The following is a 13,232-nucleotide window of genomic DNA, read 5'->3' as shown; positions in this document are numbered from 1 at the left end:
GAACTATTGAAAAATATTGAAGCGTATTCTTTGCTAGTAGCTTTAAGGCTGGACTTAAAAAATCCACCGAAATATGCCCAAAGTATCTACAAAGAAAAAGAGCGATCCGGCATAGATGATTGTTGGTTTATCATTCAACCTGATGCTAGCGATTAGCATTTGACTAGAACTCATCGCCAACAGTATAAATCCATATTTACTCACATCGAGATTGGCTGCGAGCAATACTCCTCCGGCTACAGCACAAGCACTGCTAGTCAATTTGAGTATCTTTGCTAATCGATCTTCAGCTCCGAATGAATGTTGCATTTTTAATAATTCGCAAGTTTAATTTAATATATATAACGAAAATAGCATCTCCGCGATATAGCTATAATTCCAAATGTTTGTCTCTTAAATCAGAAACTAGCAATTGATGATTCACTATTGCAAAAGTGTGCATACAGCAGAAAATTACAATTTAAATAGTTAAATAGAACTATAAATCCTAGAGACATATATTCAAGATATCTGTTCTAAATCATTTATTCCATCCGAGATTCTACTGAAGTTTCGATCCTTGAAATCATCTCACAGCAAAGGATTGACGCGATCGCAACAAAGTAACGATCGCGATCGCACATTCTTTGTAAATCGCTCCAATCGATCGAATTCGAGCGGATTGTATCGATGCGATAAATTAACACTGGATGGGTGGATGGGTGGATGGGTGGATGGGTAATAGGCATAATTGGAACTGCATTCCAAAACGATCGAGCCTTCTGCCTTCGTTAACGCATCAAAAAACCCCCTGTTACTCGCAAACAAGAGGTTAAGGTATTTAGACAAGATGAGCGCGATTGAGATTAGTTATCGAGCGACCAGGATTGTGGTTGCCATAAATTGCCAGGAACTAAATGACTTTGCATCATGACCATCGATCCCGATCCAGAGGTTGAAAATATGTCTGGTGGTAATTCCCTGCCAGTAGTGCTACCGATGGCTCGATCGACGATAATCCCTACATTTCCCAATCGCTCTTGAGTTTCATTGAGCCGGACGACGATCGCTCGCTCTGGCAGAGCTGATTTTGGTGCTGATAGCAAACGGGCGGCGGCAATCAGTGGCATGACCAGACCATTGTGGTGAACGATGCCGACTAGTAATCGATCGTAGAATGGTAAATCCAGGATTTGAGATCTGTCGATTCTGACGATCTCTGCCACCCAGGTTGCCGGAAATACCAGTGTCAAACCTGTGACTTGAGTTAAAATAAATCGATCCTCTAATGCTGAGATTAATCCAGGGTCTGGCAGTAGTCGATCGGGATTGGGTGAACTTAACTTAGCGACATTGACACTCATGAGCTGGTTTAGGTTGGGGGATGGAAGAGACGATCGGCAAAAAATTGAGGTTTGTTCGAGCTATCTACGACACTCTTAGGCGGGAATTTTGGAGAGAATTCGTTCGATACTCTCATGACTGACGGGTTTCGATAGATAGTCATTAGCACCAGCCCGCTGAATACCGTAATTTACTTCTAGAGGAGTTGTTTTACTAGAGTAAAAAACTACATACTGACTGGCAGTCTTGGGATTGAGCCGCATTGTCCGCAAGAACTTATAGCCATCCTGTTCTGGCATAACCACATCTAAAAAGACCAAATCATACTTGCCAACTTCAATAATGCCCAAGGCATCAATCGCACTAGCACACAAATCGACTTCGTGACCCAAAATTTCTAAAAGGGAAGCGAGCGCGTGTCTGTCTACCGAACTATCATCAATGATTAAAAATCGCATGTTATTTTCCTTTTGTTTTGGTATTGGGCACAAAGTCAGCAGCATCGATCGGTCTGCGCATCATTTCTTTAATCCGAACTCGAACATCATTCATTGTTGACTAGTAGTTCAGGTACTGGGTACAGATTCAACAGCATCGATTAGTCTGGGAATCATTTCTTCAAGCTGAACTTGAAAATCACCAATGCCTGATGAGGTCAGTGGTTTTGATAAAAATTCGCACCCGCTCCACTGTGCTCGCCATTTATTAGAGAGCTTTTGTTCTCCAGTCAAAATCACCAAGGGAATATCTCGCAGATCCTCATGTTGGCGGATTTGCTTGACCAGCTCGAATCCAGATATCTCTGGCATATTGATATCGATAAAAATAACTGATGGCTTGACTTTGATAATTGTCTTGAGTGCTATTTTGGCGTCTTGACAAGCGATCGCCAAATATCCCAAAGCCGAAAGCCAATTGCGAAATTGCGATAGCATTACTGGCGAATCATCGATCGCCATCACAGTTGCACGGGTATGCTGCTGATGTGGTTGGAAACCGACAAATCCGAGGCGAACTAATTTGGCAAACATCTGAGCGACTTCGAGATGATCTTTAGCCATCTGTTCGGCGATTGCTGAGAGTGTTTTGTCAGATTGGACTAGTCTCTCGATCTGCTGTTGCTGGCTCTGGGGTAGATTAGCTTTGTGCATTGCCTCCTGGTTGAGGATCGGACGAAGTTTCATTGAAGGTACATGCTCTCTTAGTTGCGTCCACTGCAAGTGTCGCTGTTCGGCTTCTTCTAACAAGATGCTCGGATTAAAGCCATTTATGGGAAATCGCTGTTCGATATTTTCAGCGACAAAGCTTGCCGAGCCACTACCCATTAATAAGTAGATATCTAAATCGTTGAGAATTTTGATTTTGAGAGCTTGCTTGAGTTGAGTATCGGTGATGATGTTCGATTCCTTCAAGATCGAAATTAATTTGGCTGGCTCGAGCGATTCTTCTGCTACCTGACGCCCGAGTCGATCGATTTGAACTTTTACCGCAGGGTTGTGCGTCTGCACGACATACCGCACGAGCAATCTCAGCAACATTTGCGAAGACCAGAGTCTAATCCCGGAGTACAGAATTTGACCGTTGGCAGTTCCCACACTCCAATGCACCGATCTTTCTCGGTCTGCTAACCTGTCAAATTGGTAGTGCCAGTAGCCACTTTTGCCATCACGGATATGTTGAATTAATTGTTTTGACAGTTCTCTAGCAGAGAATGAAAACTGGTCTGTGTTGGTGGCAATAGGTCGCTTCATATTGTCTACGTTTTAATCTGTGTCGGCAGATCGAGCATAATTAGGGTAGTATCTGTTAGGTGCTTTTTAATGACGATCTCAACAGACAGTTGAAATAAACACCTTGCGGCTTGTCACAATCAACTTACTCCTATTGATAGAGTACCCACACATAAGATACTAAGTTTCACGATTTAACAAAATACTTTAAATCGGCATCTTATCTAAGTAGAAGCACCGATCGTCGAGCTTGAGATCGCCATCTCGAACGGGATTTGATGACATCTGTCACTCGCGATTCCGACTTTAACTCGCTCACTGTAATACATTGATTTGCTCGACAGTAGTTAATGTATGGATACAAACAATGGGTTTTATAGAGCGACAAGTTGCTTAGTTATGTGTAAGGTATAATTTTCGATCGAATTATATTAAGTGTTTTTTTCCAAACCGACTATTGAGATGGTAAACCCCGCCTTGCATGTCTTAACAATCTATCTCGATCGATTGGCAAAATCGACCAAACATAGCGATTCCAAACGCAAGAGCGTCAAGCGACATGTTAACTTATACTAACTAGTATGAGACAGCAGAAATAAAGCCACCATTTCTTGCCTAATCTCCCAACTCCCCGCTCCCCGCTTTCCGCCAAAATAGTAACTAGATTTACACCCTAGACTACTAGCAGGAGCTATGGATCGAGGTTGACATGACTAAGCACCGAAAGCGACTAAAGACGATCTAACGAGGATCGATTTCCAATTTAGGGATAGTGTTACAAAAACAAGATATGGCGATTGCCAAGGTGACCGATTCAACTACAGCTATCGATACGCTGCTCGCACCATTTCACCAATTTGGGGTGAATTTAGGACTGAGCCGCATTCAAACATTACTCGCTGCCCTCGGTTGGCCACATCAGTCGGTACCGATAATTCACGTTGCTGGGACGAATGGCAAAGGCTCTGTCTGCGCTTATCTATCGAGCATCCTGACTGCCGCAGGTTATAAAGTCGGGCGGTATACATCGCCGCATTTAGTAGATTGGAACGAGCGCATTTGGATCGATAACGAACCGATTAGTACCGAGCGTGCGCTAACTATCCTCAACACCGTCATCGCTGCTATCGATCCTAATTCCCCGACGCCAACTCAGTTTGAAATTGTAACTGCGGCAATGTGGCTCTACTTTGCTCAGTCGCAAGTCGATATCGCAGTCATTGAAGTTGGCTTAGGCGGAAGACTAGATGCGACGAATGTTTGCGACGATCCGATCGCGAGTGTTATTACCTCGATCTCGCTCGAACATTGGCAACAACTCGGCGACACGCTTGCCAAAATTGCGGGCGAAAAAGCAGGCATTCTCAAACCCGATCGTCCAGCAATTATTGGTACCTTACCCCCAGAGGCAACTGAAGTTGTAGCCGCTCGAATCTCTACTCTAAATTGTCCGGCAATCTGGGTCGAACCCGCCGTAGAGGTGCCCCTAGTCGATCGAACACCTCCAACATCATCGACAGCAGATTCGTTGCCGTGGGTCGAATCTGGCGGGATTTGCTATCCGCTGGCGTTATTAGGCCGAATGCAGTTGATTAATTCAGCGATCGCGATCGCCACAATTAAGGTACTGCGTCAAGCCGGATGGCAAATTAGCGATGCGGCGATCGTTTCTGGCATGGCAAATACGCAATGGCTGGGACGAATTCAATGGACGACTTGGCAAGGTGCTCAATTATTAATCGATGGCGCACACAATACCGCTGCGGCAATTGCTTTACGTGAATATGTCGATACCCTCGACACCCCCATTAGTTGGACGATGGGGATGCTCTCGACCAAAGCACATCGCGAAATTTTTCAAGCCTTACTCCGCCCTGGCGATCGATTATATCTAGTCCCCGTCCCCGACCATAGTTCTGCCGATTTAGACCTGCTAGCCGATTTAGCACGCTCTGTCTGTCCAGAAATTGGATCGATCGAAATCTATCCCGATCTCGTTGCTGGATTAACCGCTGCGATCGCCACTACCGATACCCATCGATCGGTTCTGTGCGGTTCTCTATATTTGTTGGGTTACTTTTTGAAATTGAGTCGATCGATCGAAAAATAATTGGGTTTACCGTAGCGACAGGGTGAACGCACTTAAATCTTATATTATTAAAAACACTTAGAAACTAGATGTAAATTTGATTCATCAAAGATGTGAAATCTATACCCGTCGATAGCTTTAGCTAATTAATTGTGTTAAGTTGATTTGGAACTAATATCATGTAAAATGAAGCTGAAGCCTAAGCATAGTATCGCAGAACACTTTGACGACATAGAAGACATTAGGATTGAACGTGGAAAAAAACATAAACTAATCGACATCATCACGATCTCCATTTGTGCTGTAGTATGTGGGGCGGACGGATGGATAGATATAGAAATGTATGGTATAGCCAGAAAAAATGGTTAGAAAAGTTCCTAGAACTACCGAATGGAATCCCATCTCATGATACATTTGCTAGAGTATTTTCACAAATTAATCCTGATGAATTTAATAAATCATTCCTGAGTTGGATTAAAGGAATAAGTAAAATAACCGCAGGAGAAATAATTGCCTTTGATGGAAAACAATCTCGAAACTCAGGAGATGAAAAGAATGGTCAAGGTGTAATTAATACAGTCAGTGCCTGGGCTGCAAGTAATAGATTAGTATTAGGTCAAAAGAAGGTAGAAGGAAAATCTAATGAAATCACAGCACTTCCCGAACTGATTCAAATCTTGGATTTAGCAGGATGTATCGTTACCATCGACGCAATGGGATGTCAAAGAGAAATAGTCAAAAAAATCGTCGAAAAAGATGCAGATTATGTAATTGCTGTAAAAAAGAATCAACCGACCTTGTACAAACAAGTAAAGCAGCTATTTAAACAAGCAATTGAAACTCAGGGAAAAGACCTCAACCTGAGTAGCTTCAACAGTAGAGAGATGAATAGAGGTAGAGAAGAAATTCGTAATTATTTAATGATAACAGATGTTGCGGAGCAAATAGATCCACTGCAAAAATGGAAAAAGTTAACTAGTATTGGCATGGTAGAATCAGTTCGAGTTGTCGGCGGAAAGACGAGTGTAGAAACTCGTTATTTTATCAGTAGTCTAGAGAGCGATGCTCAAAAATTAGCAGAGGGAATTAGAAGTCATTGGTCGATAGAAAATTCTCTTCACTGGGTGCTTGATGTTGCTTTTAAAGAAGATGATAGTCGAATTAGGAAAGATAATGCTCCAGCTAATTTTGCGATTTTACGACATATAGCAGTTAACATAATTAGTGAAAATAAAAGTCGAAAGTTAAGTGTTAGAAGTAAGAGATTCTTGGCGACACTTGACGAAGAATATTTAACTGAACTTTTAGAAGCTATTTTGTAATTTATTTGCACTAATTAATCTCGGCTTGACTAATGAGTTGGTCGAGCTTTCTGCTACACTAAATTAAATTAATCGGATCTCATGTTTGATTTTAGTTTCAATTGGCATTGTAATAAGTGCAATTAGTTAGTAAGTACGATTGAGTTAGCTATTCTAGTTTTGATCGATCGAATTACACCCGATTTTGATGCGTTCACCCTGACCGTAGCGACGAGCAGGGAGCGGTGAAAGTGTTTTAAGAAAACTATCAGATCGTCGATCGATTCAATCATCTTACAATTAGCCAGATTGACCGACCTATGATAACTGTTGAATTGGAGATTCGATCGGCCTTGTAATGAAGAGAAGATTAGCGATCTCCGCTCGATCGGGCAATCGATTTATACTATTTGGCTATCTGTGACATCGAGCGGATCGGTGTAAAAAACGATCGCGCTCTAGCAAACAAGCTCGCCTCCTGCGATAGAGATCGATTGCCATCGCCTCTATCTTTGGGAGTAGTTTTAATTTTTCGCGATCTACCCTAAGCTAGACGATCTTTCGACTGTCATTACGTAATATGAGTGCAAAGCTTAGACGTAGCGGTGCCCAACCATGACCACTTTTGTTGAGAAAATCGATCAGTCAAAGAATAATCCCCGCGATCCTCGCAATAATGAGGTCGTCTTACCCGATTTCGATCCGCAGGGTAGTAACCTAGCAACACCCATCAATAGTTCCAAACTTGCTAAAGCGATCGTCAACAACTTCTCTGCCTACCGTCAGGGTTTATCGCCGATGCGAAGAGGGATTGAGGTAGGTTTGGCTCATGGTTATTGGCAGATTGGGCCATTTTTTGAATTTAACCCATTACGCTACTCTGAGTTGGGCGCAGTTACCGCACTCTTGTCGGATATCGGTCTAGTTGTTATTTCTGCTGCGGCAATCGTCATTTACGCCGCCACTAATCCACCACCACCGATCGCCACATTGACAGTCCCCAATCCTCCTGATGTATTTGCTAGTACCCAAGGCTGGAATACTTATGCGACGGGTTTCTTAATTGGTGGCATTGGTGGTGCTGTTATTGCCTACTTTATCGTCGCTAATAACGATGTTTTCCAAAATTTCTTACGTTTGATTGGCCTTTAATGAATTGATAATTGATAATTGATAGTTGATAATTAAGTAGGTAGGCGCAATTATTTGTAAAATAGATTTTGCCTGAAACCTAGCTGGTGGGCAGTGCCCACCCTACGCGATATCTTATATTTAATTACGCCCATCTACTTACCTCTCTCTGAAAAACTACAGTCTTCTAGCATTGCCTGGAGGGCTATTTTTATTATTAGCCGATCGCTAAAACCCTCGATAGAATCAATTCATCAATTGCCACCTACCAAGGATTTTAACAATCTCCTATTTGGTGAATCATCAGATCCAGTAACGTTCGATATCATTAGCTACCAGACGTTCATCAACTGAAAATTTGGTTGGGCGGTCGATCGTCCATCGATATACAACAAGTAAATATCCATATTAAAAATCGCTCCGAGCGAAGATCGGTTCTCAATTCCCTAAAGTGTCTCCAAATAACTAAGCAGATCGGCCATCTCTTGAGGATTGGGCTGAAATTGGGGCATCGGAGGTGTATTGCCACTAGTGACTTGTTCGATCAGGCTGTGCGGAGATTTCCGCTTGGAGATGTCGCGTAGACTGGGGCCTACGCGGCCACTGGCATCGAGTCCGTGGCAACCGCTGCAATTGATCTGAAAGATGGCATGTCCCAAGGTTGGATCGCCCGTTTTTGCCAATACACTGGTAGTATAGGGATTGGATTCTCGGAGCGAGTGCCAACCGACGATCGCCACCAAACAGATCGTCAAGCATGTCAGGATCGGCCACCCAATCTGTTGCCACGATGTTTGTCTGAGTTTTGGTAGTCGGATATCCAAGACGTGCCTGCTATAAGATTGATATAAATTGAAGATTTTAAAAAAACACAGGTCTCGCACTGATGCTCGTCCGCGCACTTAATAGTGTATCCATAAATTTAAGATTTCGTATACATTTCTTAAATATCTTAAGCTTTTTCTCGCAATGTAAAGTTTTACATGGCAGGCTGTGTCGGTAAAGTCGCCAAAATCGAGACAAAAAATCCAAAGTAATCGAAGCTCTGCTGCTAACGGCGATCGATACCTTGCATCGATCGCCCTAAAACCGATACGCTAGAGGGACTTATGTTAATTAATTACGGAGTTTTAAGATCGTGGTCGAACCGTTACTATCTGGAATCGTTCTGGGCTTGGTTTTCATCACCCTCAGCGGTTTATTCGCAGCAGCGTATATGCAGTACAAGCGCGGCAATCAAATTGGGTTGTAAGGGATAGGGAATAGGGGATGGGGAATAGGCTTTAGGTGTTAGGCTTTAGGCTTTAGGTTTTAGGCTCTCCCACTCTCCCCCTCTGCCACTCTCCCCCTCCACCTTACTTAAGCTGATAAAACGACACAGCGGTATTGCCATAATCTTTGCGACGACAGAGTTCGAGTGTCGGTAAAGATGTGGGTAAGTTACTACTTATCTGTGGATTCGGGCTGTGTTCGACGGCGATTTCTCCGCTCACCGCTAGCAATTCATAACGATCGATCGCGGCTAAGACTGGATCGTATAATTCGCCAGCATAGGGAGGATCGAAATAAATTCGATCGAATTTTTGGCCGTCGAGACGTGCCAATCCTGTGACTACATCCGATCGCAGGATTTGAAATGTTTGGTCGAGACCTGCGACTTTAGCCCAATTTTGCTCGATAATCTGACAGGCCGAATTCGATCGCTCGATCCCGACGACAATTTTGGCGTCTCGACACAATGCCTCGGCACCCATCGCTCCACTCCCGCTACAAAGATCCAACCATCGGCAATCGGCGATCGATCCTTGCCAAATGTTAAATAAAGCCTGCCGGACGCGCGCGGATGTGGGTCTAGTTTCCAGCCCCTGCAAGGTTTTTAGCTCCCGATTGCCATAGATTCTAATACTCATTATTTCGGTTACTGTCGATCTCTTAACTATCTCCTGGAGGCACTACTGCACAGAGGTAAAATCTCCTGTGGTTTGTCACAAATTTACCTCTGGATCTTGCCTAAATTCTCGATTAGGGGCCGCAGACTTCACGGACAGCAAGACCTTCCCAATCTCCAATCCCCAATCCAAAATGGTTTAACTTTCCTGCGCTCCGCTGCCCTACAACATCACCTGATTGAAATGATTGCGCGGATCGAAGGTCCGCGCTGCACGGATTTTTTCATACAGTTCGCGTTCGGCAGCACTGATACTCTTAGGTGTTGCAATTACAATCTTCGCTAGTTGGTCGCCACGTTCGCCGCGAGGATTAGCCCAACCTTTGCCGCGCAGTCTCAGAGATTGCCCCGATCGGACTCCAGCAGGCACGTTAACCGTCACCATGCCATCTGGGGTGGGAATCTCAATTTGGGCACCTAGAACGGCCTCGTCGGGGGTCACAGGGACTTCGCAGATGAGTTGTTCTCCCTCTAATCGGAAGAAGGGATGGGGTTGCAATTCTACAGTCAGGTATAAGTCGCCGCGTTGTTTGTTGGAGGAGTTGATATTGCCTTTCCCGCGTACTCTAATCCGACTTCCGGCTTTAGCACCGCCTGGAATTCGCACCTTAATCGTTTCCGTACCCAGATTGAAGCTCTTTTGGACGCCTTTGTAAGCTTCGGTGAGGGAGAGGCTAATTGTGGCTTCGCGATCGCCACCGAGATTATTCGCGCCATTACTGCTAACATTGGATGTGAAATTCTCAGCTCTAGCGGCTTTGCTCGCGGCAGGATTTGGAGTACCAGAGTTATTAAACCTACCTAATAACTCGTTGACGAAATCATCAAAGTTGTTGTACTGACCGAAATCAACCGTGTTAAAATCGCCAGTTCGATTGGTACCGGGAGTCGCGCCAGGGGTCGATCGAGTAGTATTATTAGCTCTAGGTTGTTCGGATTGTTTCCAGTATTGACCGAACCTGTCGTACTGCGTGCGTTTATCGACATCCGAAAGCACTTCATTGGCTTCGGTAATCTCTTTAAATTTTGCTTCCGCAGTTTTATCTCCTGGGTTGAGATCGGGATGATATTTACGGGCTAGTCGCCGATAGGCTTTTTTGATATCATCTGCACTAGCGTTCTTGTTTACCCCTAAGAGCGCGTAGTAGTCTCGAAAATTTGTCGCTGCCATATTCTAAGTTAGTGGCTATTGGATAGCGATCTGCGCTCGTCGGGAAACCCGACGGTTTAGCAAATCAAGGGGGCGAGCTGCCAAAACGTTCGGTGTGCTGAAGTTTTGGCAGATCGAGAGAGTAGCTAGAGAGAACTTTTGCGATCGATCGAACCGCGCCGCGAGATAATCGTTACTTCATTATGCCCTTGTTGAATACAAACTTTATCGATCGGTAACTTGCGAAAGTCGGGACGCACGCACAAGATCTAGTTTTGTAGAGGGCAGATGAAGATCCTTTACACTCGATCGCCTACTTATTCTTATTATGCAAAATTAACGTGCCATCTTTGGCAAAATAAGTCGGGATGAAATCGGCACACGCACGTTCGATGCTCAACAAAGTCTCCATAACCATCGCTACCATTATTTATTATGTAAAATCAATGCGACATCTCTGGCAAAATAGGTGAGGAAGAGATCGGCATCAGCTCGCTCCTTGGCAGAGTTTCGATAATGATTTTCCGTTTGTCGCTCCAGCCAAGTTAGGCGGCAGCTTTAATCAGTGAATATTCCCTACTGACATTATAAGCCGCAACTGGAAACTTACCAGCCGATCGCTACCACTATTTATTATGCAAAATTAAAGCGACCTCTTTGGCAAAATAGGTGAGAATTAAATCTGCACCAGCGCGCTTGATACTCAACAAAGTTTCCATGATGATTTTCTTCTCATCGATCCAACCGAGTTGAGCGGCAGCTTTAATTAGTGAATATTCTCCACTGACATTATAAGCGGCGACTGGGACGTTGCAGTTAGCTTTGACTTGATGGATGATATCCAAATATGCCAAGGCAGGTTTGACCATAACTATATCTGCACCTTCGATAATATCGAGTGCGACTTCCTCCAAAGCTTCGCGAGCGTTGGCTGGATCCATTTGGTAAGTTTTTTTATCGCCAAATTTGGGTGCGGAGTCTAAGGCATCTCGGAAGGGTCCATAATAAGCCGAGGCATACTTAGCAGAGTATGCCAAAATGCCCACATCGGTAAAGCCGTTCTCATCTAACGCCTTGCGAATCGCCCCGATCCGTCCGTCCATCATGTCTGAAGGTGCCACCATGTCACAGCCTGCTTGGGCTTGGGAAACTGCCATTTTAATCAGGATGGCGACTGTTTCGTCGTTGAGGATGACACCATTTTCGTCGATGACGCCATCGTGTCCGTGAGTGGTAAAGGGATCGAGCGCGACATCAGTAATGACGATCGTCTCTGGCGTTTGGGCTTTAATCGCGGTGACAGTTTGCTGTGCTAATCCTTCAGGATTGTAGCTTTCGGTGCCATTGTCATCTTTTTTTGATTCGGAGACGACAGGGAACAGGGCGATGGCTTTGATCCCTAATGTATATAACTCCGCAACTTCTTTAAGCAGCAGATCGAGTGTATAACGATAACAACCTGGCATGGAGGCAATTTCTACGCGCTGATTTTCGCCTTCCATAACAAACATCGGATAAATCAGATCGTCAACAGTCAGTTGAGTTTCGCTTACCAGGCTGCGGATGCTAGGATTGCGGCGCAGGCGGCGGGGACGTCTGGTAAGTGAGAGCGGATCGGACTCAAGATGGGGGCGAGACATAATGTATAACGTAGATCGCAGTAGCCACTGATTATAGCGAAAAATACGATCGAGCTTCAATTTACGGCTTCGCTAGATTGGGGGATGACAGAGATGGAGAAGAGAGCGGGGAACGGGGAGCGGGGAGCGGGGAATGAGATAATTTTTGTGTCGAACAAACAGCAGACCGTAACTCAAATTAGCAATGCCCAATTTACCAAATCTTGACTTTCGCGGTAAGTGAAGATCTAAATGTACGGCTAGCGGGACTAATTTGTATTTTTGCACCCTCTGACTCACTCCCCACTCCCCGCTCCCTAATCACAACTAGTCCAATTTCGCGAACTAACCGTGCGTCCGTTGACGGTAGAGGTAGATTGGCTGACTGAGTAACTACCTTCACCACTACATTGAATCGACTGTCTTTGATCGCTGACAGTAGATTGAGAACCATTGCTACCCGAACTGCGAATAGTACTGCGGCGAATTATGGAGCCAGAACTGGAATAAGTATTGGTAGTTACAGTTGTCTGCGAATCTGAATCGATTTTTTTACGCGTCACACTCGGCGTGAAGGTGCGGCGGCGTCCGCTGACCGAATTGCGCCGCCGCTGGCGATCGCGCTCGACAGATCTGGGTGTTGATTTAGGCGTAACTATTTGAATTTGTGGGGTGTGAATTATCATCCAATCATTGGTGTTTTGGATGTAAATATTACCGACAGATATATACGAATCTGGCTCAATTTCTTCAGCGCGAACTGGATTGGGCGATAGTAATAATATGGCGATCGCGAGTAGAGTGAATTGACGATAAAACATAGGACTTACCTCATGGCTAGAGATTAGTAGATGGGCAGAAGTTCTGGGATCGATAAACCGCTATATGCCAAAATTAGCCGATAGGAGATCGAGTCTGAGGAGTTCGTCGGGCTGCGACTA

Annotated in this window: 12 protein-coding genes and 1 pseudogene; 4 read left to right on the top strand and 9 right to left on the bottom strand. The window is 44.6% G+C overall.

Features of this window, described 5'->3' with window-relative positions:
* Positions 1–54 precede the first annotated feature (54 nt).
* From CHA6605_RS23605 to CHA6605_RS23585, 4 genes are all read right to left on the bottom strand, one after another.
* Positions 55–309 (bottom strand): hypothetical protein, encoded by a 255-nt coding sequence (locus CHA6605_RS23605; RefSeq protein ID WP_015161888.1) that lies wholly within the window; start codon positions 307–309, stop codon positions 55–57.
* 536 nt (positions 310–845) lie between these two features.
* Positions 846–1,343, bottom strand: a complete 498-nt coding sequence (locus tag CHA6605_RS23595; RefSeq protein ID WP_015161887.1) for a chemotaxis protein CheW — start codon at positions 1,341–1,343, stop codon at positions 846–848.
* A 75-nt stretch (positions 1,344–1,418) separates the two neighbouring features.
* Positions 1,419–1,781, bottom strand: coding sequence for a response regulator (locus tag CHA6605_RS23590; protein ID WP_015161886.1), 363 nt, complete (start codon positions 1,779–1,781; stop codon positions 1,419–1,421).
* 108 nt (positions 1,782–1,889) lie between these two features.
* A complete protein-coding gene (locus tag CHA6605_RS23585; RefSeq protein ID WP_015161884.1) occupies positions 1,890–3,074 on the bottom strand; it encodes a response regulator in 1,185 nt (394 codons plus the stop codon).
* Between the two features lie 769 nt (positions 3,075–3,843).
* Between CHA6605_RS23585 and CHA6605_RS23580 the strand changes: the two genes are divergently transcribed.
* From CHA6605_RS23580 to CHA6605_RS23570, 3 genes and pseudogenes are all read left to right on the top strand, one after another.
* Positions 3,844–5,163, top strand: coding sequence for a bifunctional folylpolyglutamate synthase/dihydrofolate synthase (locus CHA6605_RS23580; RefSeq protein ID WP_051039037.1), 1,320 nt, complete (start codon positions 3,844–3,846; stop codon positions 5,161–5,163).
* 165 nt (positions 5,164–5,328) lie between these two features.
* A pseudogene (locus CHA6605_RS23575) lies at positions 5,329–6,464 on the top strand (ISAs1 family transposase).
* 594 nt (positions 6,465–7,058) lie between these two features.
* Positions 7,059–7,595 carry a photosystem I reaction center subunit XI gene (locus CHA6605_RS23570; RefSeq protein ID WP_015161881.1) on the top strand — a complete coding sequence of 179 codons (537 nt, stop codon included), beginning with the start codon at positions 7,059–7,061 and terminating at the stop codon, positions 7,593–7,595.
* 425 nt (positions 7,596–8,020) lie between these two features.
* On the opposite strand, the gene CHA6605_RS23565 is transcribed toward CHA6605_RS23570, so the two are convergent.
* Complete coding sequence (locus tag CHA6605_RS23565) at positions 8,021–8,341, bottom strand: c-type cytochrome (protein WP_051039036.1); 321 nt, start codon at positions 8,339–8,341, stop codon at positions 8,021–8,023.
* Between the two features lie 371 nt (positions 8,342–8,712).
* On the opposite strand from CHA6605_RS23565, the gene petG reads away from it, so the two are divergent.
* On the top strand, positions 8,713–8,826 hold the full coding sequence (gene petG / locus CHA6605_RS33185; protein WP_015161879.1) for a cytochrome b6-f complex subunit V: 114 nt from the start codon (positions 8,713–8,715) through the stop codon (positions 8,824–8,826).
* 103 nt (positions 8,827–8,929) lie between these two features.
* Here the strand turns inward: petG and rsmD are convergent, their stop codons facing one another.
* From rsmD to CHA6605_RS23545, 4 genes are all read right to left on the bottom strand, one after another.
* Complete coding sequence (gene rsmD, locus CHA6605_RS23560; RefSeq protein WP_015161878.1) at positions 8,930–9,484, bottom strand: 16S rRNA (guanine(966)-N(2))-methyltransferase RsmD; 555 nt, start codon at positions 9,482–9,484, stop codon at positions 8,930–8,932.
* Positions 9,485–9,685: 201 nt separating this feature from the next.
* Entirely contained in the window at positions 9,686–10,693 is a 1,008-nt protein-coding gene (locus tag CHA6605_RS23555; RefSeq protein WP_015161877.1) for a DnaJ C-terminal domain-containing protein, read from the bottom strand.
* A gap of 605 nt (positions 10,694–11,298) precedes the next feature.
* Positions 11,299–12,312: a porphobilinogen synthase gene (gene hemB / locus CHA6605_RS23550; RefSeq protein WP_015161876.1), complete on the bottom strand. Its 1,014-nt coding sequence runs from the start codon at positions 12,310–12,312 to the stop codon at positions 11,299–11,301.
* A 296-nt stretch (positions 12,313–12,608) separates the two neighbouring features.
* Positions 12,609–13,112 (bottom strand): hypothetical protein, encoded by a 504-nt coding sequence (locus CHA6605_RS23545; protein ID WP_015161875.1) that lies wholly within the window; start codon positions 13,110–13,112, stop codon positions 12,609–12,611.
* Positions 13,113–13,232 lie beyond the last annotated feature (120 nt).

This window comes from Chamaesiphon minutus PCC 6605, assembly GCF_000317145.1.
Taxonomy (GTDB): Bacteria; Cyanobacteriota; Cyanobacteriia; order Cyanobacteriales; family Chamaesiphonaceae; genus Chamaesiphon; species Chamaesiphon minutus.
This window is presented reverse-complemented; position numbering and strand designations above follow the sequence as displayed.

What these genes read in the sequence shown, in the direction of transcription:
- CHA6605_RS23590 (WP_015161886.1), bottom strand. Translation starts at nt 1,781, where the DNA reads ATGCGATTTTTAATCATTGATGATAGTTCGGTAGACAGACACGCGCTC.
- CHA6605_RS23545 (WP_015161875.1), bottom strand. Translation starts at nt 13,112, where the DNA reads ATGTTTTATCGTCAATTCACTCTACTCGCGATCGCCATATTATTACTA.
- CHA6605_RS23595 (WP_015161887.1), bottom strand. Translation starts at nt 1,343, where the DNA reads ATGAGTGTCAATGTCGCTAAGTTAAGTTCACCCAATCCCGATCGACTA.
- hemB (WP_015161876.1), bottom strand. Translation starts at nt 12,312, where the DNA reads ATGTCTCGCCCCCATCTTGAGTCCGATCCGCTCTCACTTACCAGACGT.
- CHA6605_RS23580 (WP_051039037.1), top strand. Translation starts at nt 3,844, where the DNA reads ATGGCGATTGCCAAGGTGACCGATTCAACTACAGCTATCGATACGCTG.
- CHA6605_RS23570 (WP_015161881.1), top strand. Translation starts at nt 7,059, where the DNA reads ATGACCACTTTTGTTGAGAAAATCGATCAGTCAAAGAATAATCCCCGC.
- CHA6605_RS23585 (WP_015161884.1), bottom strand. Translation starts at nt 3,074, where the DNA reads ATGAAGCGACCTATTGCCACCAACACAGACCAGTTTTCATTCTCTGCT.
- CHA6605_RS23555 (WP_015161877.1), bottom strand. Translation starts at nt 10,693, where the DNA reads ATGGCAGCGACAAATTTTCGAGACTACTACGCGCTCTTAGGGGTAAAC.
- CHA6605_RS23605 (WP_015161888.1), bottom strand. Translation starts at nt 309, where the DNA reads ATGCAACATTCATTCGGAGCTGAAGATCGATTAGCAAAGATACTCAAA.
- rsmD (WP_015161878.1), bottom strand. Translation starts at nt 9,484, where the DNA reads ATGAGTATTAGAATCTATGGCAATCGGGAGCTAAAAACCTTGCAGGGG.